The sequence below is a fragment of the Janthinobacterium sp. genome, from assembly GCF_009923995.1.
Taxonomy (GTDB): Bacteria; Pseudomonadota; Gammaproteobacteria; order Burkholderiales; family Burkholderiaceae_D; genus Janthinobacterium.
The window spans coordinates 1-23,787 of sequence record NZ_RFSK01000078.1; the positions used below are offsets into that span (position 1 = coordinate 1).

Genomic DNA, 23,787 nt, shown 5'->3' on the forward strand with positions numbered 1-23,787 from the left:
CGGCGCCCGCGGGCGCCGTTTTGCATGGATCGCTGAACCCTGTCAGCTGAGATTTTCCAGGCGGATCTTGGTGACCGTGCCCACCACGCTGTTCAAGGCTTCCATCTTCCCGATGGCGGCCGTGACGTTCTTTTCCTGCGTCTGGTGCGTCAGCATGATGATGTCCGTATGCGTCTCGCCCTCGGCCGGCTCCTTTTGCAGCATGGCGTCGATCGAGATGCCGCGCTCGGCCAGGATGCGCGTCAGGTCGGCCAGCACGCCCGGCTGGTCGGCCACGTGCATGCGCAGGTAGTAGCTGGTGGTGATTTCCGACATCGGCAAAATCTCGATGTTGGTCATGGCGTTCGGCTGGAAGGCCAGATGCGGCACGCGGTGCTCCGGGTCGGCCGTGGCCAGGCGGGTGATGTCGACCAGGTCGGCGATCACCGACGAAGCGGTCGGCTCGGCGCCCGCGCCGCGGCCCGAGTACAGGCTGGCGCCGACGGCGTCGCCGTGCACCAGCACCGCGTTCATGGCGCCTTCCACGTTGGCGATCAGGCGCTTGGCCGGGATCAGGGTCGGATGCACGCGCAGTTCGATGCCTTCCACGCCGTTGACGGTGGTGCGCTTGGTGATGCCCAGCAGCTTGATGCGGTAGCCCAGCTGCTCGGCGTAGCGGATGTCGACGGCATTGAGGTTGCTGATGCCTTCCACATAGGCCTTGTCGAACTGCACCGGGATGCCGAAGGCGATGGCCGACATGATGGTGGCCTTGTGCGCGGCATCGACGCCTTCGATATCGAAGGTGGGGTCGGCTTCCGCGTAGCCCAGTTCCTGCGCCTGTTTCAGCACGGTGGCAAAGTCCAGCCCCTTGTCGCGCATCTCGGACAGGATGAAATTGGTGGTGCCGTTGATGATGCCGGCGATCCATTCGATGCGGTTGGCCGTCAAGCCTTCGCGCAGCGCCTTGATGATGGGGATGCCGCCGGCGACGGCCGCCTCGAAGGCCACCATCACGCCCTTGTCCTGGGCGGCGGCAAAGATTTCGTTGCCGTGCACGGCCAGCAGCGCCTTGTTGGCCGTGACCACGTGCTTGCCGTTGGCGATGGCCTGCATGACCAGGGTTTTCGACAGGTCGTAGCCGCCGATCAGTTCGACGACGATGTCGATCTCGGGATCGTTGACGATGAGGGACGGGTCGTTGACGACCTTGCAGGCGCCGGCGACGAGCGCCTCGGCGCGCGCCACGTCGCGCACGGCGACGGCGACGACTTCAATGCCGCGGCCCGCGCGGCGCTTGATTTCTTCCTGGTTGCGCTGCAGGACGCTGAACGTGCCGAAACCGACATTGCCCAGGCCCAGCAGGCCGATCTTGATGGATTTCATAGGTGTGCTTGACTGCTCATTAAGTGGCGCCGCAACAGGCGGCGCCAGGTTGATCGAGATTGCTGCTGGCCGGCTCAGCCCCGGCTGTGACGCTTGCGGTAGCCTTCGAGGAAGCGCGCGATGCGTCCCATGGCCTCGGTCAGGTCATCGGAATTGGGCAGGAAGACGACGCGGAAGTGGTCGGGCGCGATCCAGTTGAAGCCCGTGCCCTGCACGATCAGGACCTTCGCTTCGGCCAGTAATTCATAGGCAAACTGCTGGTCGTCGGCGATCGGGTAGATCTCCGGGTCCAGGCGCGGGAACATGTACAGCGCAGCCTTCGGCTTGACACAGGTGACGCCCGGAATATCGGTCAGCAGCTTGTGCGCCAGGTCGCGCTGTTTCAACAGGCGCCCGCCCGGCCCCACCAGGTCTTGTATGCTCTGGTAGCCGCCAAGCGCCGTCTGGATGGCAAATTGCCCCGGTGCGTTGGCGCATAGCCGCATCGAGGCCAGCATGTTGAGGCCCTCGATGTAATCCTTGGCGTGCCGCTTTTCACCCGACACCACCATCCAGCCGGAACGGTAGCCGCAGGAGCGGTAATTTTTCGACAAGCCATTCATGGTAATGAACAGCACGTCGTCGGCCAGCGAGGCGATCGACACGTGCTCGGCCTCGTCGTACAGCACCTTGTCGTAGATTTCGTCGGCGAAAATGATCAGCTGGTGCTGGCGCGCCAGTTCGACGATCTGCAGCAGCACGGACACCGGGTACAGCGCGCCCGTCGGGTTGTTCGGGTTGATAACGACGATGGCTTTCGTGTGCGGCGTGATCTTGCGGCGCATGTCCTCGATGTCGGGATACCACTCGTTCTGCTCGTCGCACACGTAATGCACCGGGTTGCCGCCGGACAGGCTGACGGCAGCCGTCCACAGCGGATAGTCGGGCGCCGGCACCAGCACCTCGTCGCCGCTGTTGAGCAGGGCATTCATCGACATGACGATCAGTTCCGAGGCGCCATTGCCCAGGTAGATGTCATCGATGGTCACGCCGGCGATGTTCTTGCCCTGCGTGTAGTGCATGACGGCCTTGCGCGGCGCGAACATGCCCTTCGAATCCGTGTAACCGGCGGCATTTTGCAGGTTGAGCATCATGTCGCGCACGATCTCGTCCGGCGGGTCGAAGCCGAATACGGCCAGGTTGCCGATATTGAGCTTGGTGATCTTGTGGCCTTCTTCTTCCATTTGCCTGGATTTTTCCAGGACCGGGCCGCGGATGTCGTAGCAGACGTCCGCCAATTTATTCGATTTCTGAATCGGTCGCAAAATAAATCCCTGTCGTGATGCGGCGCGGACGGCCTACGCTTGCAGCATGAAAGCCGCGCCAGAACTATGAACCCGTGAGACTGCAATGCGAAAACAACCATTCTCGCCGAAAGCAGGCCATTTTATCAAATTAAACATGGCAAATTGCAGCATTTCGCGCCGTTTATGCCACGCGCCCCCGCCTGCGGGCCATTTTCCCGCCGGGCGCTCTTCATCTTCTCTTAATCTTTGCCTACTACTATGGCAAGTGCCGCCTGTCACTGTTGCGATAAAGACTGGCAAGAGATTGCAAATTGGAAAGGATGTTGCTTTTCAGTCGCTCTTTTCTGTCATTTATGGCATGCTTACGCCCTTGGCCGCAGCGCACATCCGGACGGCGCGCGCACCGATCAACCGACACGACCAGCCCCGACATCGCCATGAAACTTCATGCCAGCATCACCCAACAATACCAAACCGTTACAGGCTACGATGAAAATGGCGTGGAGATCAATGCCCAGCCCTACAACTATAGCCTGATCGTCATGCCGGAAGCGCCACCGCGCGCCTGGGACGTGGCCAGTTTCGAGCAGTTGAGCGAGGCGCATTTCGCGCAGATCCTGGCCGACGCCCCCGACGTCGTCATCCTCGGCACGGGCGAGCGCCAGCGCTTCGTGCATCCGAAACTGACGGCCGCGCTGACCATGCGCCGCATCGGCGTCGAATGCATGGATAGCCAGGCCGCCTGCCGCACCTACAACATCCTCATGGGCGAAGGCCGCAAAGTCACCCTGGCCCTGATCCTGACGCCTGGCGCGGGCAGCGCTGCATGAAAATCAACGTCAACGAACTGCACGCCTCGCGCGTGCTGATGTGGTCACTGCTGGGCATCTTCATCGTCGTGACCCTGTATGCGCTGGGCGTGCGCACCCTGGTGCCGCCCGATGAAGGCCGCTATGCCGAGATGGCGCGCGAGATGTTCGTCACGGGCGACTGGATCACCACGCGCCTGAACGGCATCAAATACTTTGAAAAGCCGCCGCTGCAAACGTGGATGAATGCGCTGACCTTCGCCGCCTTCGGCCTGGGCGAGTGGCAAGCCCGCCTGTGGACGGGCCTGTGCGGCATCATCGGCGTGTGCATGACGGCATTTGCTGGCAAGAAAGTCTTCGGTCCCCGCGTGGGACTGTATGCGGGCCTGGTGCTGGCATCGAGCCTGTTCTGGCTCGCTTCCGGCCAGATCAATTCGCTGGACATGGGCCTGTCGGGCATGATGACGATTACCCTGGCCAGCCTGCTGGTGGCCCAGCGCGACGAAGCGACAGTCACCGAACGGCGCAACTGGATGCTGGTATGCTGGGCAGGCATGGCGCTGGCCGTGCTGGCCAAGGGCCTGATCGGCATCGTGCTGCCGGGCGCCGTGCTGGTGCTGTACTCGCTGTTTGCGCGCGACTGGCGCATCTGGACGCGCTTGCACCTGGTCAAGGGCCTGCTGCTGTTCTTCGCCATCGCCACGCCATGGTTCGTGCTCGTCGCCCTGCGCAATCCCGAGCAGCCGTATTTCTTCTTCGTCCACGAGCATTTCCAGCGTTTCCTGATGAAGGGCCACAAGCGCGAAGGCGCCTGGTACTACTTCCTGGTGCTGCTCATCCCCGGCATCCTGCCGTGGATCGGCGTGCTGCCGCAAAGCATCGCCGCCGCCTTCAAGCGCCAGGACGGCGCCTTCCAGCCCCGCCTGATGCTGCTGATCTGGGCCGTGTTCATCTTCTTCTTCTTCAGCTATTCGACGTCGAAGCTGCCCGGCTACATCGTGCCCATCTTCCCGGCCCTGGCCCTGCTGATCGCCCTGTTCCTGGAATCGGCATCGCGCCGCCAGCGCATGCTGGCCGCCAGCCTGCTGTGCGTGCTGGGCGCGGCCATCCTGATCGGCGGCCCGATTGCCTTCGGCAAGGCCAGCGCCCGCGATCCGGCCGCCTTGATCGCCCTGAAAGGCTACCAGCCCTGGCTGATGGCGGCCGGTTTCTTCGCCCTGGCCGGCGGCGCCCTGGCCTTGCTGCATGCGCGCCAGCTGCGCCGCGACATGACCGTGCTGACCATCGCCGGCGCCGGCTTCCTGGCCACGCACTGCATCCTGGCCGGCTCCGAACTGTATGGCCAGAACCGTGCCGGCACCGACATGCTGCCGCAGATCCAGGCCGAGCTGAAGCCCGACACCAAGCTCTATTCGGTCGGCATCTATGAACAGTCGCTGACGTATTACCTGCAGCGGCCCGTCATCCTCGTCGATTACTGGGATGAATTCACGTTTGGCCTGAAGCAGCAGCCCGAACTGTCCATGCCCACCATCGAGCCGTTCATCACGCAATGGACCAACGATGCCAACGCCGGCGTGCGCGACGTGGCCATCATCAGCCGGGACCGTTACAAGGAACTGCAGCAACGTGGCGTCCCCATGCGCGTGGTCGCCGAAGACGCGCGCCGCATGGTCATTGCCAATCAATAAATATGTTGCAAGGGCGCGAGGCGAAACCGCTCGCGCCCCCGGCCAGCCTGCCCCGCCCCCGCCTCAGAAGGATTTTCCCGCTGAACCGGCTGCGCCGCCCTATTAACGCTATAAAATAGCCATGCCTGCTAGCGGACTTCGATCGCGCTGGCGGCCTGTGCGACGCCGAACCACTGACACAAATTTACCCAAGAAAAGTGCCCATGACCTCTACCCTGCCCTTTTTGCCTTTTTCCAAACCCACCATCGATGAAGCGACCATCGCCGCCGTCGGCGACGTGCTGCGCTCCGGCTGGATCACCAGCGGACCGAAAGTGCAAGCCTTCGAAGCCCAGCTGTCCGAATACTTCGGCGGACGCCCCGTGCGCACCTTCAATTCGGGCACGTGCACCATGGAAATCGCGCTGCGCATCGCCGGCATCGGTCCCGGTGACGAAGTCATCACCACGCCCGTGTCGTGGGTCGCGACGGCCAACGTCATCATCGAAGTGGGTGCCACGCCCGTGTTCGCCGATATCGATCCCGTCACGCGCAATATCGACCTCGACAAGCTGGAAGCGGCCATCACGCCACGTACGAAAGCCATCATCCCCGTCTACCTGTCGGGCTTGCCTGTCGACATGGACCGCCTGTACGCGATTGCTGCAAAGCACAACTTAAGGGTCGTGGAAGACGCGGCGCAAGCCTTCGGCTCCGAATGGAAGGGCAAGCGCATCGGTTCGTTTGGCGATTTCGTCTCGTTCAGCTTCCAGGCCAACAAGAACATCACCACGGGCGAAGGCGGCGCGCTGGTCCTGAACAACCTGGAAGAGGCGAAGCTGGCCGAGAAATACCGGCTGCAGGGCGTCACGCGCAGCGGCGTCGACGGCATCGACGTCGATGTGCTCGGTGGCAAGTACAACATGAGCGACATCATGGCCGCCATCGGCCTGGGCCAGTTCGCCAATATCGAGGCCATCACGGCCCACCGCCGCGCCCTGGCACGCCATTATTTTGAGCAGTTCGGCAGCGATTTCGAGGCGGCCAGCGGCGCCCAGCTGCCCGTGCAGGACTTTGAAAACAGCAACTGGCATTTGTTCCAGATCATCCTGCCCGACAATGGACCCGGCACGCGCGCCACGTTCATGCAGCAGATGGCGCAGCAGAACGTGGGAACGGGCTATCATTACGCACCGATCCACTTGTTTACCATGTACCGCGAACGCGGCTTTACCGAAGGCATGTTCCCCGTCTCGGAAAAGATCGGCCGCCTGACCGTGACCTTGCCCATGTTCTACGCCATGACGAAACAGGACGTGGAACGTGCCGTCGCCACCGTCAAATCCATTCTCATCAAGTGAGCAGCGCGCCGATGAAACCTGAACTGTCCATTATTATTCCGATTTACAACGAACAGGATGGCCTGGCCAGCCTGTTCGCCCGTCTGTATCCGGCCCTCGATGCCCTGCAGACCAGCTATGAAATCCTCTTCGTCAACGATGGCAGCCGCGACAACTCGGTCGCCATCCTGGCCGAGCAGTTCCGCCAGCGCCCCGACGTCACGCGCGTGATCTTGTTCAACGGCAATTATGGCCAGCACATGGCCATCCTGGCCGGCTTCGAGGCATCGCGCGGGCAGATCATGATCACGCTCGACGCCGACCTGCAGAATCCGCCCGAGGAAATCGGCAACCTGGTGGCGAAGATGCGCGAAGGCTACGATTATGTGGGATCGATCCGGCGCAAGCGGCAAGATTCCGCCTGGCGCACGCTGGCCTCGAAGATGATGAACCGCCTGCGCGAAAAAATCACGAATATCAAGATCACCGACCAGGGCAACATGCTGCGCGCGTATGGCCGCAACGTGATCGACCTCGTCAACCAGTGCGCCGAAGTCAATACCTTCGTGCCGGCGCTGGCCTACACCTTTGCCCGCAAGCCGACAGAAATCATCGTCGAACACGAGGAACGGGCGGCCGGCGAATCGAAATACTCGCTGTACAGCCTGATCCGCCTGAATTTCGACCTGGTCACGGGCTTTTCACTGATTCCCCTGCAAATCTTTTCCATGCTGGGAATGGCGCTGTCGCTGGGCTCGGCATTACTGGTGGTCTTCCTGCTGGTACGCCGCTTCCTGCTGGGCGCGGAAGCCGAAGGCGTGTTCACCCTGTTCGCCATCGCCTTCTTCTTCATGGGCGTGATCCTGTTCGGCATCGGCCTGGTGGGCGAATACGTGGGACGCATCTTCCAGCAAGTGCGCGCCCGTCCCCGCTACGTGGTGCAAACCATCTTGCAGGACGGCATGACGCAGGCCGAAGCCGAGGCGCAGCCGTACGTGCGCCTGGAAAAGCGCCAGGTGAGCCGCTGATGGGCGCGCCACGCGCCGTCGTCTTCGGCTACCACAACGTCGGCGTGCGCTGCATCAAGGTGCTGCTGGCAGGCGGCGTCGATATCGCCCTCGTCGTCACGCACGAAGACAGCCCGACGGAAAACCTGTGGTTCGAGTCCGTCGCCAGCCTGTGCCAGGAAGAAGGCATCCCCTGCATCACGCCGGGCGATGCCCGCGCGCCCGAACTGCTGGCGCAGGTCCAGGCGGCCAAACCGGACATGCTGTTCAGTTTTTACTACCGTCACATGTTGCCGGCTAGCATCTTGGAAGTCGCGCCCGCCTACAATATGCACGGCTCGCTGCTGCCGCAGTTCCGCGGCCGCGCGCCCGTCAACTGGGCCGTGCTGCATGGCGCCACGGAAACGGGCGCCACCTTGCATGAAATGACCGTCAAGCCGGACGCCGGCGCCATCGTGGCGCAGACGGCCGTGCCCATCCTGCCCGACGACACGGCGTTTGAAGTCTTCGGCAAGGTGACAGTTGCTGCAGAGCAAACTCTGTGGGGCGTGCTGCCGGCATTGCTGGACGGCACGGCACCGCGCCAGCCGAACGATTTGCGCCAGGGCGGCTACTTTGGTGGGCGCAAGCCGGAAGACGGCCGCATCGACTGGAAGTTACCCGCGCAACAGGTGTACAACCTGCACCGGGCCGTCGCACCGCCGTATCCGGGTGCGTTTACCGAAGTCAATAATGTCGTTTACATCATCGAAAAAGCCCGTTTAAGCAAGCATTCAGCGGGAAGTTTGCCACCGGGCTTGGCCGTAGTGGATAATTGCATCTTTGGCGTCTGCGGTGACGGCCGCATGCTGGCCATTTCCGCACTCAAGGCCGGTGAGGAGACAATTTCGGCCAAGCAATTGCAAGAAAGACTGACCACCCGCGTCAGCACACATTGAATATTACACTCGAGAATCTCACATGAAAAAAGTCCTCATCTTAGGCGTCAACGGCTTCATCGGCCACCACCTGTCCAAGCGCATCCTGGAAACCACCGACTGGCATGTCTACGGCATGGACATGAACACGGACCGCATCACGGAATTGCTGGACGACGAGAACTACAAGTCGCGCATGCACTTCTTCGAAGGCGACATCACGATCAACAAGGAATGGGTCGAATACCACGTCAAGAAATGCGACGTGATCCTGCCCCTGGTGGCCATCGCCACGCCATCGACCTACGTCAAGCAGCCGCTGCGCGTGTTTGAGCTGGACTTCGAAGCCAACCTGCCTATCGTGCGCTCGGCGGCCAAGTACGGCAAACACCTGGTCTTCCCGTCGACGTCGGAAGTGTACGGCATGTGCCACGACGAGGAATTCGACCCGGAAAACTCGGAACTGATCTGCGGCCCGATCAACAAGCCGCGCTGGATCTACTCGAACGCCAAGCAGCTGATGGACCGCGTGATCTGGGGCTACGGCATGGAAGGCCTGAACTTCACCCTGTTCCGCCCGTTCAACTGGATCGGCGCCGGCCTGGATTCGATCCACACGCCGAAAGAAGGCTCGTCGCGCGTCGTGACGCAATTCTTCGGCCATATCGTGCGCGGCGAAAACATCTCGCTGGTGGACGGCGGCGCGCAGAAACGCGCGTTCACCTACATCGACGACGGCATCGATGCGCTGATCCGCATCATCGCCAACAAGAACGGCGTCGCCAGCGGCAAGATCTACAACATTGGCAATCCGACCAATAACTATTCCATCCGCGACCTGGCCGGCATGATGCTGACCCTGGCCGCCGAATACCCGGAATACGCCGAAGGCGCGAAACACGTGAAAATCGTGGAAACGACCTCGGGCGCCTACTACGGCGCCGGCTACCAGGACGTGCAGAACCGCGTGCCGAAAATCACGAATACCTGCGAAGAACTGGGCTGGGCGCCAAGCACGTCCATGGCCGATTCCCTGCGCAACATTTTCGACGCCTACCGCAGCCAGGTAGCCCAAGCCAAAGCCCTGATGGATTAATGTTGAGCAAGCCGTTCCTGACCCTGAAGATCGACGTCGATACCTATCGCGGGACCCGCGAAGGTATGGGCAATCTGGTGCGCATGTTGCTGGCGCACCAGGCCAACGCCACTTTTTTGTTCTCGCTGGGGCCCGACCATACGGGCTGGGCCCTGCGGCGTGCCTTGCGGCCCGGCTTTTTCAGCAAGGTGTCGCGCACTTCCGTGGTCGAACACTATGGCTTGAAGACATTGATGTACGGCACGTTGCTGCCGGGACCCGACATCGGCAAGCAGTGTGCGGCGCAATTGCGCGCCGTGCGCGATGCCGGTTTCGAGTGCGGCATCCACACCTGGGATCACACCCTTTGGCAAGACAACGTGGCCAAGCGCAACAGCGCCTGGACCATCAACATGATGCGCAAGGCGGCCAGCCGCTACGAGCAGGTGTTCGGCACCCGGCCGCACACCCACGGCGCGGCCGGCTGGCAAATGAATGTCAGCGCCTTTGTCGAGCATGACACGGCCGGCTACCGCTTTGCGTCCGATGGCCGCGCCATGCTCGACGAGCGTGGCGCCATGGTGCATCCGGGCAATGGCCCGCATCGCGTGCGCAATGGCAACACCATCCTGCAATGCGTGCAATTGCCCACCACCCTGCCCACCCTCGACGAGCTGCTGGGCTGTGAAATCGACGGTAAACTGATCACAACCGGCAATGTTGCCGCGCATATCTTGTCACTGACGGCGGATAATCCCCGCGATCATGTGTATACCTTGCATGCGGAACTTGAAGGACAGAAACTCGCCCCCATTTTCGAGCAACTGCTGGCTGGCTGGAAAGCCCAGGGCTACCAGTTCGCGTCGATGGGCGACTATTATGAAAAGATAAAGAATGCCGACCTGCCCATTTGCCCCATTACCTGGGATGAATTGCCAGGGCGTTCCGGGCGCCTGATTGTGCAGGGCAAAGCGGCCTGAATGCTGTATTGTTGCACCTGGATGCGTTGCCAGGTTAAAAACAGCGCTGATGATCACCGTTCAGGAGAGAACCTGTGGCTGATAGCCAATCCCTCGTTAGCATACCCGACTTTACCGCTGCAATGACCAGCGGCAAGACCTTCCAGTTACTGGGCCGCCCGGCCAAGGCCACGGTCTTGTTTTTTTATCCGAAGGACAATACCCCAGGCTGCACGACTGAAAACATCGCCTTCCGCGACGCTTATCCGCAATTCGTCGCCGCCGGCGTGGAAATCTACGGCATCAGCCGCGATTCCCTGCGCTCGCACGAAAGCTTCAAGGCCAAGCTGGAACTGCCGTTCGAACTGATTTCCGACCCCGACGAAGCCGTTTGCCAGCTGTTTAACGTCATGAAGATGAAACAGATGTACGGCAAGACCGTCCGCGGCATCGAGCGCAGCACGTTTGTGATTGACGCCCAGGGCCGATTGGTGAAAGAATGGAGAGGCGTGAAGGTCGCAACTCACGTGGAAGAAGTGCTGGAATTCGTAGCGCATCTGAAATGATCTCTGTGTGTGGATCACATGCGCGTTGCCGGCTTCCAGCGAGCTTAGTTCAACCGCAGTTCAGTTCACGGTACCTATCGCCATTTTGAGTCAACGAAGCGCCTCCACCCACTGCGCCAGGCGGGCCACCAGCCCGCCGATGGCGTCCACGACCGGCCATGCTGCCGGCCTTCCGGCAGTTTCTCGTCCTGTAGCATTGTTGTTCCCCCGCATCCACCCCATGAGAAGTGCCGCCAGAAGCTGGCTGCCCATGGGCGATTCATTCCAGAAATTTTTTGATTGAGATCCTGATGCCACTGCCAAAATTACCGAGCAAGCCAGCCACCATCCTGGCCACCCAAGATTACCCAACCGCAGGCGCAGCGCGCCCGGCCACGAAAACCCCGGCAGCCAAGAAAGTGGCTGCACCGATCATTGAAGCGGCGATCGCCGAAGTTGCCAAGCCGGTCCGCAATGCGGCCACGAAGATCAAGCAAGTGGCGGCCCTGATGGTCGCCAAGCCGGCGCCCGCCCCGGCGCCCGTGGCTGCCGCACCTGCGGCTGCACCGGCGCCTGCCGCCAAGGCCAAGCCGGCGGCGAAAGGCAAGGTCACGCCGATCAAGTCCGTCAAACAGGCCGAGCAGCCACACCCGGCCAAGCACAAGGCCGTCGAAGTGCAGCTCAAGTCCTCCGTCAGCCGCGCCGCCGACCAGCGCGGCCTGTCGAAGCTGTTCGTGCTCGACACCAACGTGCTGATGCACGATCCATCGTCGCTGTTCCGCTTCGAGGAACACGATGTGTACCTGCCGATGATGACGCTGGAAGAGCTGGACAACCACAAGAAGGGCATGACGGAAGTGGCGCGCAACGCCCGCCAGGTGTCGCGCACCCTGGACGCCCTCATCAGCAACACGGATGACGACGCCATCGAGCACGGCATTCCCCTGTCCAAGCTGGGCAACAAGGATGCCAAGGGCCGCCTGTTCTTCCAGACGCGCCTGCAAAGCGCCGACCTGCCGGCAGGTTTGCCAGTCGGCAAGGCCGACAACCAGATCCTCGCCGTCGTGCGTTCACTGGAAGCGGAACAGGATGGCCGCCCCGTCGTGCTGGTGTCGAAGGACATCAACATGCGCATCAAGGCGCGTGCCCTGGGCTTGCCGGCCGAAGATTACTTCAATGACCATGTGCTGGAAGACACGGACTTGCTGTACTCGGGCATCGTGCAGCTGCCGGACGACTTCTGGAACAAGCACGGCAAGGACATGGAATCCTGGCAGGAAAGCAAAAACGGCTACAGCTCCACGTTCTACCGCGTGACGGGTCCGTTCGTGCCATCGATGCTGGTGAACCAGTTCATCTACCTGGAACCGAAAAACGGCGAAGCGCCATTCTATGGCCAGGTGAAACAGATCAACGGCAAGACGGCCGTGCTGCAAACCCTGCGCGACTTCAGCCACACGAAGAACAATGTGTGGGGCGTGACGGCGCGCAACCGCGAGCAGAACTTCGCCCTGAACCTGCTGATGAACCCGGAATGCGACTTCGTCACCCTGCTGGGCCAGGCCGGTACCGGCAAGACCCTGCTGGCCCTGGCCGCCGGCCTGGCGCAAGTGCTGGAAACCAAGCTCTACAACGAAATCATCGTCACCCGCGTGACGGTGCCCGTCGGCGAAGACATCGGTTTCCTGCCAGGCACGGAAGAAGAAAAGATGTCGCCATGGATGGGCGCCTTCGACGACAACCTGGAAGTGCTGAACAAGTCCGACTCGGATGGCGGCGAATGGGGCCGTGCGGCAACGCAAGACCTGATCCGCTCGCGCATCAAGATCAAGTCGCTCAACTTCATGCGCGGCCGCACCTTCGTCAACAAGTTCCTCATCATTGATGAAGCGCAAAACTTGACGCCGAAACAGGTCAAGACCCTCGTCACGCGCGCCGGTCCCGGCACGAAGATCCTGTGCCTGGGCAACATCGCACAGATCGACACACCGTACCTGACGGAAGGCTCCAGCGGCCTGACCTACGTCGTCGACCGCTTCAAGGGCTGGTCGCATAGCGGCCACGTCACCCTGGCCCGCGGCGAGCGTTCGCGCCTGGCCGACCACGCCAGCGAAGTGCTGTAAGCATTCCCGGGCGGCGCCAGCCGCCTCGACATTAAAAAGCCCCGCCTGCAGCGATGCAGTCGGGGCTTTTTTTCATGTTCACGTTTTCCTAACGACATGTTTTAATGCCACGTCCCTCCTTCAGCCCGGCCGCTGCATCCGGCCACCCCCGTCAGCCGACCAGCACCAGCTTGCGGTTGACGAATTCCATGATGCCCAGGTCCGACAGTTCGCGGCCGTAGCCCGAGTGCTTCACGCCGCCGAACGGCAGGTCCGGCGCCGTGATGGCGGGCGAGTTGATGAAGACCATGCCCGTCTCGATCTGGCTGGCCAGGCGCTTGCCGCGCGCCACGTCGGCCGTGATGATGGTGCCGCCCAGGCCGAACGGCGAGTCATTCGCCAGGGTGATCGCCTCGTTCTCGTCCTTGACACGGAAAATCATGGCGACGGGGGCGAAGAATTCCTGGTAATACACGGGGTTGGACGGCGCCACGTCCGTCAGGATGGTCGGCTGCAGGAAATAGCCCTGGCGCGCGATGCGCTTGCCGCCCAGCAGCACCTTGGCGCCCCCTTCCACGGCCTGGCCGATTTGCTTGACCGCCAGCTCCAGCGCGGCCTGGCTGGACAAGGGCGCCAGGGTCGTATCGGCATCCATGGGGTCGCCTGGCTGCAATTTCGCCAGTTCCGCCTGGAAACGTTCAAGGAAGACGTCGGCAACGCTGTCGAGCACGATGAAGCGTTTCGAGCCATCGCACACCTGGCCCGCGTTCTGGATGCGGCCGATGACGGCCAGCTTGACGGCCAGGTCCATGTCGGCGTCGTCGAGCACGATGAAGGCGTCGCTGCCGCCCAGTTCCATCGTGGTTTTTTTCAGGGCCTTGCCCGCCGTGGCCGCCACGGAAGCGCCGGCCCGCTCGCTGCCCGTCAGCGCCACGCCCTGCACGCGCGCGTCGGCAATGGCCGTGGCCACTTGTTCGCTGGAAAAGAAGGCATTGGTGTAGGCGCCTGCCGGCGCCCCCGCGTCGCGGAACAGCTGTTCAAAAGCCAGCGCGCACTGGGGCACGTTGGACGCATGCTTGACCACGAGGGTATTGCCTGCCATCAGGTTCGGTCCCGCCACCCTGGCCAGCTGGTAATACGGGAAATTCCACGGCTCGACGCAGAAGATGACGCCCAGCGGCGCGATTTCCACCACGGCCTCGCCGCGCTTGACGTCGAGTTGCTTGGGCGCCAGGAATTGCTCGGCGTTATCGGCGTAGTAATCGAGAATTTTCACGCACAGCGAGACTTCCTGCTGCGCTTCCTTGAAGAGCTTGCCCATTTCCAGGGTGATCAGCTTGGCAAAGGCATCGCGCTGCTCCTTCAGCAGGGCCGCCGCCTGCTGCACGACGGCCTTGCGCCCGGCAAAGCTGCGCCGGCGCCAGTCGTTTTCAAAGGTCGTGGCCGCCGTGGCCAGGATGGTTTCCATCTGCGCATCGCTATGTGGCGCAAAAGTCTGTCCGGTCTGTTCGCTGTAGGGATTCGTGGTCTGATAGCTCATCTGATTTCCTTGGTCGTGGTACCCCGGGATTGCATGGGGTAGTTGGACAGTATGGCCAGCGGGAAGAAAGGCGACAGTTCGGGGACGAACATAGCGAGCGACATAGCAGTTGCTCTGCAGCATAGGGCGCAGTATGCTTGTTCATCTAGTAAAACAAGGGGATAACGATCACTTCCAGGCCTAGGACCCGACGCGCCACTGCGCTCGCCGCCGCGCTGCTGCTGGGCATCCGTGCTTACCAGCGCTATTTGTCACCATGGAAAGGCTTTACGTGTGCCTACCGCGTGCTCGCGGGACGCGACAGCTGTTCCGCCTATGGCTACCGCGTGATCGAGCGGCATGGGTTGCGCGTGGGCCTGCCCTTGTTGCAGCGCCGCCTGCACGCCTGCGGCGAGCGGCACCGCCAGCACCAGGCCCTGCATGCGAGGGGGCGCAGCGCGCGCTACCGGGCACAGGCGGGACATTGCGACCTGCCCGTCGCCGATTGCGGCGACTGTGCCTGCGACTGCGCCGACATCGCCAGCCTGGCCGACTGCAACTGGCCGCGCCGCAACAAGCATCCGGGGTGGTTCCGCAACGACTACACAGCCAGTGCCGCATTGAAACGGCAGCAGGAGGAACACCGCAGGAAAATCCGGCAGGGACGGGAACCCGGCAACTGAAATTCACGCATTAACTTACAAATGAAATATTCATTCATAAAATGAATAATCCCCATTATCACTGTGAATTGGCCGGAAGCGGAACGGCGGCCTATACTCATGCCGTCTCCCCTACTCTGCTTCCCATGCACACCCAGCTCAGCCCGCGTACACAGCGGGCTTTTTGTTCCCGGCACTTGCCACTCTGCCATTCCACGCAATGGTTTTTCCATAACAAGAACAGGGCACGGCAGCCATCGCCAGCCCGATACCCGACAGGGAGCACATCATGATCGTGCGCGAGCGTCCTTCGGCGCTACGGCTGTTCCTGGTGGTACGCGGCTCCGTCCTGCCCCGCATCCGCACTACCCTCATCGTCAATACCCTGATCGCCACGCTCGTCACGTGGTGCCATGGCACGCTGTTCGACCACAAGGTCATCCTCACCACCATCCCGTTTACCCTGATCGGCCTGCCGCTGGCCATCTTCCTGGGTTTCCGCAATACGGCCGCCTACGACCGCTACTGGGAAGCGCGCAAATTGTGGGGCGAACTCGTTTTGCGCAGCCGCAACTTCTCGCGCCAGTGCCAGACCATGATACGCAGCGACACCCTGGCGCACGCGAAGCTGGGCCTCGACGATGTGCGCGTACGCATGATTTACCGCACCATCGCCTTTTGCCATGCGCTGCGCCACCAGCTGCGCGACACGCGCGGCCCGGCCGACCTGCAGCCGCTGCTGCGCCCCGCAGAATGGGAAGCGGCCTGCAAGGCCGGCAACCCGTCCGATTACCTGATGCTGCAGATGGGCCATGACCTGGCCAGCTGCGTCCAGCAGGGCCGCATCGACAGCATCCTGGCCGCGCAGATCGATAACACGATCTCGGCCATGGTAGGCGCGGGTGCGTCGTGCGAACGCATCCGCAGCACGCCGATTCCCTTCTCGTATTCGCTGCTGCTGCACCGCACGGCGTATCTGTACTGTTTCCTGCTGCCTTTCGGTCTCGTCGATTCGCTCGGCTTCATGACCCCCTTCGTCGTCGCCATCGTCGCCTATACCTTCTTTGGCCTCGATGCGCTGGGCGACGAGATCGAGGAGCCGTTCGGCGAAGACGCCAACGACTTGCCGCTGTCGGCCATGTGCCGCGCCATCGAGATCAATCTGCGCGACTCCTTGCAGGACGACAATGTGCCACCGCCCATGCAAGCCGTCGATTTCATGCTCAATTGATGTGCCCGTGACGCTTCCGCTTGACCTTCCCATCGGGGCAAGGATTACAGTGGAAGCACTTAATCATTCAAGGAGTGCTTGCCATGTATCAGTTACAGGTTGAAAACATGAGCTGCGGCCATTGCGTCGGCTCGGTCACGAAAGCGGTGCAAGGCATCGACCCCGCCGCCCAGGTGCAGATCGACCTGGCCAGCAAGAGCGTCAAGGTGGAATCGTCCGCCGCACTGGGCACCATCAGCGCCGCCATCGTGGAAGCGGGCTACCCCGTGACCAGCGCGCAGTAAGCGCAGCAGCGTCCACCAGACAGCCGGCCATTGCGCCGGCTGTTTTTTTGTTTACCCGTCGAGTTCAGGGTAGTGGCGGAAGATGCCTTCTTCATTGAAGGCGATCCTGCGCTTCGACTGCAGGTAGCGGGCGATATTCGGCCGCGCGGCCACGGCATCGTGCAGCGCGTACAGGGCCGGATAGGCGGGCGCCAGGCGCGCCATGGCTTGCGGAAACGCATAGCGCAGGCCGGCCAGCATCTGGAACAGCGACAAGTCGCCATACGTGAGTTTCGCGCCCACCAGGTAGTGGCCGCGGCTGCCATTCTGCAGCAAGACTTGCGTAAAATAATCCAGAAACTTGGGCAGGCGCGTGGCGCGGAAATCCGCGCTGCGCAGCATGGCCGCCTGCTTTTGCTCTGCGTAATACTGGTTCATCGACAGGGGATGGTGGGTGTCGTGCACTTCCGTCAGCCAGTCGGCCATCGTCAGCTGCAGCTGGTTCAGCCACAGGCGCCCGCTTTCCGCGCGCGGCGCCAGGCCCAGGCGGCGGCCCAGGTACAGCAGGATGTTCGGCGTCTGGCCGATCAGCAGTTCGCCATCACGCAGCACGGGCGGCGCGTACGCCGCGTGCGGCGTGCTGTCGCCGTCGAGGCAAACCAGCATGGCGGGCATGCCGTGCCCCTTACGGGCGGGCAAACGGGCGATATCGCGGTACTCGGCGCCCGCCTCTTCCAGCGCCAGGCGGATGAATTCGCCGCGCCCCTGGATCGTGGGCCAGTAGTACAGTTCATAGGCCATGGCGGCTCCTTTGATTTACCTCAATGGCAACATGCTTTCGCGTCCGGCTCGCTGGCCAGCCCCAGGCTTTGCAGGATGGGGCAATCGGGCTTGTCGTCGCCGTGGCACGATTGCGCCAGGTGGGCCAGGGTATCGCGCATCTCCGTCAATTCCGCGATACGCTTGTTGAGCTCGGCGACATGCGCCAGGGCGATGCCCTTCACGTCCGCGCTGGCGCGCTGATCGTTTTGCCACAGCGACAGCAATTCGCGTATCTGTTCCAGCGAAAAACCCAGCCCCCGCCCGCGCTTGATGAAGCGCAAGGCATGCAAGTCGTTCAGCGTGTAGATGCGGTAGCCCGCGTCGCTACGCGCGCTGGGTTTTAACAGGGAAATGCTTTCGTAGTAGCGTATCATTTTTGCCGACACGCCCGTTTCACTGGCTGCCTGTCCGATATTCATCCTATGACTCCTTGGTAAGCGCACTGCGGGCTGTCCAGCGGCGCAGCAACAGGGCATTGCTGATCACGCTGACGGAACTGAAGGCCATCGCCGCGCCCGCCACCATGGGGTTGAGCAAGCCGAAGGCGGCCAGCGGAATGCCGATCATATTGTAAATAAATGCCCAGAACAGATTCTGCCGTATCTTGCTGTAGGTGCGGCGCGAGATATCGATGGCGTCCGCCACCAGGGCCGGATCGCCGCGCATCAGGGTAATGCCGGCCGCATGCATGGCCACATCCGTGCCCGTCGACATGGCGATGCCCACGTCGGCGGCCGCCAGCGCGGGCGCATCGTTGATGCCGTCGCCCACCATGGCGACCTTCGCGCCTTCGCCTTTCAGCGCAACAATTTTAGCGGTTTTATCGCCCGGCAGCATTTTCGCCACCACCGTGTCGATGCCCAGCAAGGTACCGACGGCGTCGGCGCTGCCCTGGTTGTCACCCGTCAACATCACCGTGCGGATACCCAAGGTGTGCAGATGGGTAATCGCCGCCTGCGCATTCGGCTTGACCTGGTCGCTGAAGGCGAACAGGCCCAGCAGCTGTGTGCCCGAGGCCAGCCAGGAAATCGTGTTGCCCGTGTTTTCCAGGGCCAGGGCCATGGCCGCCAAGGGCGCCATGTCCACGCCCTGCTCCTGCATCAGCCGCGTGCTGCCCAGTTTCAAGTCCAGGCCATCGACATGGGCCGCCAGGCCGCGGCCCGGCAAGGCCGACAGGGCCGTGGCGGGCAAGGGCTCGATATGGCGCGCGCCGGCTGCGTCCAGCACGGCCGTCGCCAGGCTGTGCTCGCTGCCGCGCTGGATGCTGGCCGCCAGCTGCAGCAGCCGCGTTTCCTCGATGCCGTGCACATGCAGGGCCGCCAGGGCGGGTTTGCCCACCGTCAGGGTGCCCGTCTTGTCGAACACGACGGTGGTCACGGCGTGCGCCACTTCCAGCGCTTCCGCATCCTTGATCAGGATGCCGTAACGGGCAGCCACGCCCGTGCCGGCCATGATGGCCGTCGGCGTGGCCAGGCCCAGCGCACAGGGACAGGCGATGACCAGCACGGCCACGGCATTGATGATGGCGTTTTCCAGCTCGCCCGTGGCGAACCACCATCCCAGCATGGTCAGCAGCGCCAGCACCAGCACCACGGGCACGAAAATGGCGCTGACCTTGTCCACCAGGTGCTGGATGGGCGCCTTGGCCGCCTGCGCGTCTTCTACCAGGCGGATGATGCGCGACAGGGTCGTCTCGCCGCCCACGGCTTGCGTGCGCACCAGCAGCAAGCCATCCGCATTGATGGCTCCGCCCGTCACCTTGTCGCCCGGATGCTTATCGACCGGCAAGCTTTCACCCGTGATCAAGGATTCATTGATCTGGCTGGCGCCTTCCACCACCACGCCATCGACGGCCACCCGCTCGCCGGGGCGGATCACCACCAGGTCGCCCACTTTGACCTGTTCCACGGGCAAGTCGATCTCGACGCCATCGCGGCGCACGCGGGCCGATTCCGGACGCAGCACCTGCAGCGCGCGGATGGCCGAGGCCGTCTGGCGCTTGGCGCGGCTTTCCAGCCATTTGCCCAGCAGCACGAGGGTGATGACGACGGCCGATGCCTCGAAATACAGATGCGGCAGCACCTCGCCCGCCGTCAGCCACTGGTAGACGGACAGGCCATACGCGGCACTGGTCCCCAGCGCCACCAGCAGGTCCATGTTGCCGCTGCCGGCGCGCGCCGCCTTCCAGCCCGCCTTGTAGAAGCGCGCGCCAAAGTAGAATTGCACGGGGGTCGCCAGCGCGAACTGCAGCCAGCCCGGCAGCATCAAATGGAGACCGGCCCATTCGAGCAGCATGGGCAGCATCAGGGGAAAGGCGAGGATGGCGGCCAGCGCCACTTTCAGGCCGTCGCGGTCGGGCTGCACGGCGGGCGCGCTGGCCTGGCTGGCGGCCGGCACTTTTGCTTCATAGCCAGCCTTGTCGATGGCAGCGATGAGGGTAGCCGCATCGACCTCGCCCGTCACCTTGACGCGCGCACTTTCCGTGGCCAGGTTGACGCTGGCGGCCAGCACGCCCGGCACCTTCAGCAAGGCTTTTTCCACCCGGCCCACGCACGAGGCGCACGTCATGCCGGCGATGTTGAGATCGAGTTCGCGCTGCGCCACCGTGTAGCCGGCCTTTTCCACGGCCGCCTGCAAGGTGCCCAGGGGAATCGGCGTGGCCGAGCTGACCCTGGCCATTTCAGTAGCCAGGTTGACGCTGGCAGCGGTCACGCCGGGCACGGCGGCCAGGGCTTTTTCCACCCGGCCCACGCAGGAGGCACAGCTCATGCCTTCGATGGCCAGCGCCTGCGCATGGGTGGCGGCGGTGGTAGTGTCGGGAGCAAGTGCGGTCTGGTGCATGGCAGATCCTGTACGAAAGAGTGACTGATAGGTACAGGATCTGCTATCCAACGATGGGAAGGTCAAGCCCTATTTGTCGCGTGCGGGGCTTGCCTGATTGACATCTTCAGCGTACCACGCAATCGATGGCGGCCGCCTTGCCGGGGGCGGTCGCACCGGGCCCGCCCAATGTCGACGGCGTGAAGGCCGGCGGCGGCGTGAACTGCATGCCGGGATTGGCCGGCAGGAACACGGGCGGCTGCTGGACGCTGGGCGTAAAGCCGAACTGGCCGGCGGCAAAATTTTGCGTCCCCGCTGGATTGGTGACATGAATCAGGCCATCGAGCACCTGCACATACAGGCCCGGCGCCCTCGCCGCACCGCTTGGTGCCTGCGCAGTAGGCAGCGACGGCGCCGAGGAAGGTTCATAAGTGGCAACAAACGTCGTGCCACGGATGCCGATGGTGGCGGCCGGCGTCTTCATTTCGAAACGCTCCTTGTTGCGCTTGCCCAGCAAGCCCGTGACCGAACGCAAGCCGCCCTTGAGCAGGCTGAAGATGGCGTGGTCGCCATCGGGCTGCTCGGCCGTGTAGGCAAATTGCTCGATCACGAAACTGGTATTCGGCTTCAGGGTGATTTCGCTATTGTCGATGAGCTTGATCAAGGCATAGGTTTCCTTTTCCGTCAGCAAGGTGTCGCCCTGTTCGACCTCGGACTTGACGGCCAGGATTTTCACCTTGCCATCGGCCTTCCTGGCCATCAGGGGGCCACTCAGCTGCATTACCGTGCCCGCCACCTGTCCGGCCCAGGCGTGCGCACCCAGGCACGTCAGGACCAGCCACAACAAGGCCTTAATTGCAGTACATTTTTTTAGCGGCATCATCGAATTTGTATCCCGTTGGTTTATCTGTAGCATCGGCAACTTCCTTGCTGTCCGTCTTCTTGTCATCCGGCTTGGCCGGTGGCGGCGCTGCGAGCGGATCGTTGGCCCGGTCGGCCTGCTTGATGATGCGCAAGCTATCAGTGATCGCAGCGCTGGCGCCGGCATCGATGACGGGCTTGTCGACGGTCGTCGCTGGCAGGAAGATGGCGTCCGCCATGCTCACCGCGCCATTCGGCGCCAGCAGGGTCACGCCCGCGCGCTGGCGGTTGATGCGCACGCCCGGTGCGCCCGTGATGCTGCCCGCTTTCGCCAGCACGTTCATGCCGGCCGCCGCCGGCAGGGTGACACTTGCCGTGTCCGCAAAGCGCACGTTGGCGCCCGCGCTGGCGCTGAAATTGCCGCCGCCGACAACCTTGGCATTGCCTTCGAGACGGATGTCGCCCCCCGCCACCAGGCTGACGTCGCGTGCCGCAGCCAGCTGTGCGCCATCGCCCAGCACCACGTCCGTGCTGGCATTAAGCGCGATAGTGTTGCCCTGGAGCTTGCCGCCCACGGTGACGGGGCTGTGCGCCGTCAAGGTCACATTGCCGCCGTTCGCATTGATATCGCCGGCCGCGATACCACCCGTGTTGTCGATGGCGATATTGCCTGCCCCCGTGACGAGCGTGCCCAGGGTCAACTGACCCGGCGCCGAGGTATTGTTCAGCACGATGCCGCCGCCCGCGCTATTGCTGGCGCTAAAACTCCCCACCTGGTTGCCCGCATTGCCCAGCACGATGCCGTTCTGTGCCTGCGCCGTCAGGCTGCCGGCGACCAGCGCGCCGTCCTGGCCGATGGCGCCGGCCAGGGCATTCAAACGCACCTCGTTCGCCGCCAGACTGGCGAAGCGCAGGTCGCCGCTCGCTTGCGTGATGGACAACTGGCCCGCCAGGCGGATGGCGCCAGCCACCTGGCTGAAGCTGTTGGCAACGAGCAAGTTACCCGTACCGCTCAGCACACCACCGTTTTGCGCATAGCGGCCGGACGACAGGCTGCCGTTCAGCAGCAGACTGCCGCCGCTGATTTCCAGGCCCGCCAGTCCACTCAGCACGGAACGGTCCAGCACGCTTTCACCCAGGGTCAGGCTGCCCCCCGTCAACAACAAGCCCGATGCCGAGTTGATGTTTTTCAGGATGGTATTGCCTGCCGCCGCGTTGTAGGTGATGACGCCACTGCTGTTGGAAAAATCGACGGCCAGCACGTTCGCGCCTTCCGGCACCACGCCGCCATCCCAGTTGGCCGCGTCGCTCCACAAGCCGCCGCCGTTGCCGACCCAGGTGGACATTTGCTTCTGCGCAATCGTTGCCTGTGCCGTACCGCCCGTGGTGTCGAGCGTGTAGTTGCCCGCGTCGGCGCCCGCCAGGCGGAATCCGCTGGCCGTCACCACCTTGCCGACGCCCGCATTCTTGTCGGCAAAGCTGCCGCTGCCGCCCACCACGCTGACCACATCCTGTCCCAGGATGCCCGTCGCCGTCGCGCTGACGGTGGCGCTGGTGCTGCCGTCGTACACCTTGCCGGCGGCACTCACGCCACCCAGGGTCAGGCTGGCTGGCGTGATGCTGGCCAGCAAGCCCGTCGGCAAGACGATAAAGTAATTCGCCGCATCGGCCCCCGCCAGTGCGGCGCCAGTCAGGTTGACGGCCTTGCCTGTCCCCACATTCTTGTCGGAGAAATTTGCGACGGCAGAGGCCGTCAAGCTGTCGCCGGCAACGCGGTCATCGCCCAGCACCACCTGCGCTCCCGTCATGCCGTCGTAAACCTTGTTGCCGACCACGCCGGACAGGTGCAATGCCCGTGCGGCGATATCGGCGGTGGTGCTGCCGGTGTTGGCGCTCAACACGTAGTTACCCGCATCGAGGCCAGCCAGCGCAACATTCGATACATTGACGGTCTTGCCAGCGCCCGCATTCTTGTCGCCAAACGCCGCACTGCCCGCCACCGTCAGCGTATCGCCGGCGATGCGGTCGTCGCCGAACGTCACGCCGGCGGCAACGGTACCGTCATAGGTCTTGTTGACGCCGCTCAAGCTCACGTTCAGCGTGCGCGCGGCGATGTCGGCCGTCGTGCTGCCAGTATTGGCATTCAGCACGTAATTGCCCGCATCGAGTCCGCCCAACGCAACGTTCGATACGTTGACGGTCTTGCCTGTACCCGCATTCTTGTCGCTAAACGCCGCACTGCCCGCCACCGTCAGCGTATCGCCAGCGATCCTGTCATCGCCAAAGTGGACGACTGCTCCCGTCGTACCGTCATAGGTCTTGTTGACCCCGCTCAAGCTCACATTCAGCGTGCGCGCGGCGATGTCGGCCGTTGTGCTGCCGGTATTGGCATTCAGCACGTAGTTGCCTGCGTCGAGACCAGCCAACGCAACATTCGATACATTCACGGTCTTGCCAGTACCCGCATTCTTGTCGCCAAAGGCCGCACCGCCCGCCACCGTCAGGGTGTCGCCGGCGATGCGGTCGTCGCCGAA

General features: G+C 62.8%; 20 protein-coding genes. 12 read left to right on the plus strand and 8 right to left on the minus strand.

Features of this window, described 5'->3' with window-relative positions:
• Window positions 1-42: 42 nt before the first annotated feature.
• Together EBS11_RS25285 and EBS11_RS25290 are read right to left on the minus strand one after the other, a co-directional pair.
• A complete protein-coding gene (locus EBS11_RS25285; RefSeq protein WP_290607701.1) occupies window positions 43-1,365 on the minus strand; it encodes a homoserine dehydrogenase in 1,323 nt (440 codons plus the stop codon).
• A 74-nt stretch (window positions 1,366-1,439) separates the two neighbouring features.
• On the minus strand, window positions 1,440-2,669 hold the full coding sequence (locus tag EBS11_RS25290) for a pyridoxal phosphate-dependent aminotransferase (RefSeq protein ID WP_152256881.1): 1,230 nt from the start codon (window positions 2,667-2,669) through the stop codon (window positions 1,440-1,442).
• 419 nt (window positions 2,670-3,088) lie between these two features.
• Between EBS11_RS25290 and EBS11_RS25295 the strand changes: the two genes are divergently transcribed.
• The 9 genes from EBS11_RS25295 to EBS11_RS25335 all read left to right on the plus strand — a co-directional run bounded on the left by EBS11_RS25295 (window position 3,089) and on the right by EBS11_RS25335 (window position 13,096).
• Window positions 3,089-3,481 carry an Mth938-like domain-containing protein gene (locus EBS11_RS25295; protein WP_290607703.1) on the plus strand — a complete coding sequence of 131 codons (393 nt, stop codon included), beginning with the start codon at window positions 3,089-3,091 and terminating at the stop codon, window positions 3,479-3,481.
• Complete coding sequence (locus tag EBS11_RS25300; RefSeq protein ID WP_290607705.1) at window positions 3,478-5,151, plus strand: glycosyltransferase family 39 protein; 1,674 nt, start codon at window positions 3,478-3,480, stop codon at window positions 5,149-5,151. The genes EBS11_RS25295 and EBS11_RS25300 overlap by 4 nt, the downstream gene beginning before the upstream one ends.
• A 203-nt stretch (window positions 5,152-5,354) precedes the next feature.
• The gene (locus EBS11_RS25305) at window positions 5,355-6,491 is read left to right on the plus strand and encodes a DegT/DnrJ/EryC1/StrS aminotransferase family protein (protein WP_290607707.1); all 1,137 of its coding nucleotides are present in this window, start codon (window positions 5,355-5,357) and stop codon (window positions 6,489-6,491) included.
• An 11-nt stretch (window positions 6,492-6,502) separates the two neighbouring features.
• Entirely contained in the window at window positions 6,503-7,498 is a 996-nt protein-coding gene (locus tag EBS11_RS25310; protein ID WP_290607709.1) for a glycosyltransferase, read from the plus strand.
• On the plus strand, window positions 7,498-8,415 hold the full coding sequence (locus EBS11_RS25315) for a formyltransferase (protein WP_290607711.1): 918 nt from the start codon (window positions 7,498-7,500) through the stop codon (window positions 8,413-8,415). Before EBS11_RS25310 ends, EBS11_RS25315 begins: the two co-directional genes overlap by 1 nt.
• A gap of 22 nt (window positions 8,416-8,437) precedes the next feature.
• Window positions 8,438-9,490 (plus strand): bifunctional UDP-4-keto-pentose/UDP-xylose synthase, encoded by a 1,053-nt coding sequence (locus EBS11_RS25320; protein ID WP_290607713.1) that lies wholly within the window; start codon window positions 8,438-8,440, stop codon window positions 9,488-9,490.
• Window positions 9,490-10,449, plus strand: coding sequence for a xylanase (locus tag EBS11_RS25325; RefSeq protein WP_290607715.1), 960 nt, complete (start codon window positions 9,490-9,492; stop codon window positions 10,447-10,449). The genes EBS11_RS25320 and EBS11_RS25325 overlap by 1 nt, the downstream gene beginning before the upstream one ends.
• A 74-nt stretch (window positions 10,450-10,523) precedes the next feature.
• Window positions 10,524-10,994 carry a peroxiredoxin gene (locus EBS11_RS25330; RefSeq protein WP_290607717.1) on the plus strand — a complete coding sequence of 157 codons (471 nt, stop codon included), beginning with the start codon at window positions 10,524-10,526 and terminating at the stop codon, window positions 10,992-10,994.
• Window positions 10,995-11,284: 290 nt separating this feature from the next.
• Window positions 11,285-13,096: a PhoH family protein gene (locus EBS11_RS25335; RefSeq protein ID WP_290607719.1), complete on the plus strand. Its 1,812-nt coding sequence runs from the start codon at window positions 11,285-11,287 to the stop codon at window positions 13,094-13,096.
• Window positions 13,097-13,247: 151 nt separating this feature from the next.
• Here EBS11_RS25335 and EBS11_RS25340 read toward each other — a convergent pair whose 3' ends face one another.
• Window positions 13,248-14,615: an NAD-dependent succinate-semialdehyde dehydrogenase gene (locus EBS11_RS25340; RefSeq protein WP_290607721.1), complete on the minus strand. Its 1,368-nt coding sequence runs from the start codon at window positions 14,613-14,615 to the stop codon at window positions 13,248-13,250.
• Between the two features lie 221 nt (window positions 14,616-14,836).
• Between EBS11_RS25340 and yidD the strand changes: the two genes are divergently transcribed.
• The 3 genes from yidD to EBS11_RS25355 all read left to right on the plus strand — a co-directional run bounded on the left by yidD (window position 14,837) and on the right by EBS11_RS25355 (window position 16,771).
• Entirely contained in the window at window positions 14,837-15,277 is a 441-nt protein-coding gene (gene yidD, locus EBS11_RS25345; RefSeq protein ID WP_290607737.1) for a membrane protein insertion efficiency factor YidD, read from the plus strand.
• A gap of 268 nt (window positions 15,278-15,545) precedes the next feature.
• Window positions 15,546-16,487: a bestrophin family protein gene (locus EBS11_RS25350; RefSeq protein WP_290607723.1), complete on the plus strand. Its 942-nt coding sequence runs from the start codon at window positions 15,546-15,548 to the stop codon at window positions 16,485-16,487.
• 83 nt (window positions 16,488-16,570) lie between these two features.
• The gene (locus EBS11_RS25355; RefSeq protein WP_290607725.1) at window positions 16,571-16,771 is read left to right on the plus strand and encodes a heavy-metal-associated domain-containing protein; all 201 of its coding nucleotides are present in this window, start codon (window positions 16,571-16,573) and stop codon (window positions 16,769-16,771) included.
• Between the two features lie 51 nt (window positions 16,772-16,822).
• Here the strand turns inward: EBS11_RS25355 and EBS11_RS25360 are convergent, their stop codons facing one another.
• The 5 genes from EBS11_RS25360 to EBS11_RS25380 all read right to left on the minus strand — a co-directional run.
• Complete coding sequence (locus tag EBS11_RS25360) at window positions 16,823-17,551, minus strand: glutathione S-transferase (protein ID WP_290607727.1); 729 nt, start codon at window positions 17,549-17,551, stop codon at window positions 16,823-16,825.
• A 20-nt stretch (window positions 17,552-17,571) separates the two neighbouring features.
• Window positions 17,572-17,991, minus strand: a complete 420-nt coding sequence (gene cueR / locus EBS11_RS25365; protein WP_290607729.1) for a Cu(I)-responsive transcriptional regulator — start codon at window positions 17,989-17,991, stop codon at window positions 17,572-17,574.
• Window position 17,992: 1 nt separating this feature from the next.
• Complete coding sequence (locus tag EBS11_RS25370) at window positions 17,993-20,413, minus strand: heavy metal translocating P-type ATPase (protein WP_290607731.1); 2,421 nt, start codon at window positions 20,411-20,413, stop codon at window positions 17,993-17,995.
• A 106-nt stretch (window positions 20,414-20,519) separates the two neighbouring features.
• Window positions 20,520-21,239: a FecR domain-containing protein gene (locus tag EBS11_RS25375; RefSeq protein WP_290607733.1), complete on the minus strand. Its 720-nt coding sequence runs from the start codon at window positions 21,237-21,239 to the stop codon at window positions 20,520-20,522.
• 4 nt (window positions 21,240-21,243) lie between these two features.
• Window positions 21,244-23,787, minus strand: a 2,544-nt coding sequence (locus EBS11_RS25380) for a YDG domain-containing protein (protein ID WP_290607735.1), incomplete at its 5' end; no start/stop codon positions are given.

What these genes read in the sequence shown, in the direction of transcription:
- EBS11_RS25285 (WP_290607701.1), bottom strand. Translation starts at nt 1,365, where the DNA reads ATGAAATCCATCAAGATCGGCCTGCTGGGCCTGGGCAATGTCGGTTTC.
- EBS11_RS25295 (WP_290607703.1), top strand. Translation starts at nt 3,089, where the DNA reads ATGAAACTTCATGCCAGCATCACCCAACAATACCAAACCGTTACAGGC.
- EBS11_RS25300 (WP_290607705.1), top strand. Translation starts at nt 3,478, where the DNA reads ATGAAAATCAACGTCAACGAACTGCACGCCTCGCGCGTGCTGATGTGG.
- EBS11_RS25305 (WP_290607707.1), top strand. Translation starts at nt 5,355, where the DNA reads ATGACCTCTACCCTGCCCTTTTTGCCTTTTTCCAAACCCACCATCGAT.
- EBS11_RS25310 (WP_290607709.1), top strand. Translation starts at nt 6,503, where the DNA reads ATGAAACCTGAACTGTCCATTATTATTCCGATTTACAACGAACAGGAT.
- EBS11_RS25315 (WP_290607711.1), top strand. Translation starts at nt 7,498, where the DNA reads ATGGGCGCGCCACGCGCCGTCGTCTTCGGCTACCACAACGTCGGCGTG.
- EBS11_RS25320 (WP_290607713.1), top strand. Translation starts at nt 8,438, where the DNA reads ATGAAAAAAGTCCTCATCTTAGGCGTCAACGGCTTCATCGGCCACCAC.
- EBS11_RS25325 (WP_290607715.1), top strand. Translation starts at nt 9,490, where the DNA reads ATGTTGAGCAAGCCGTTCCTGACCCTGAAGATCGACGTCGATACCTAT.
- EBS11_RS25335 (WP_290607719.1), top strand. Translation starts at nt 11,285, where the DNA reads ATGCCACTGCCAAAATTACCGAGCAAGCCAGCCACCATCCTGGCCACC.
- EBS11_RS25340 (WP_290607721.1), bottom strand. Translation starts at nt 14,615, where the DNA reads ATGAGCTATCAGACCACGAATCCCTACAGCGAACAGACCGGACAGACT.
- EBS11_RS25350 (WP_290607723.1), top strand. Translation starts at nt 15,546, where the DNA reads ATGATCGTGCGCGAGCGTCCTTCGGCGCTACGGCTGTTCCTGGTGGTA.
- EBS11_RS25355 (WP_290607725.1), top strand. Translation starts at nt 16,571, where the DNA reads ATGTATCAGTTACAGGTTGAAAACATGAGCTGCGGCCATTGCGTCGGC.
- EBS11_RS25360 (WP_290607727.1), bottom strand. Translation starts at nt 17,551, where the DNA reads ATGGCCTATGAACTGTACTACTGGCCCACGATCCAGGGGCGCGGCGAA.
- cueR (WP_290607729.1), bottom strand. Translation starts at nt 17,991, where the DNA reads ATGAATATCGGACAGGCAGCCAGTGAAACGGGCGTGTCGGCAAAAATG.
- EBS11_RS25370 (WP_290607731.1), bottom strand. Translation starts at nt 20,413, where the DNA reads ATGCACCAGACCGCACTTGCTCCCGACACTACCACCGCCGCCACCCAT.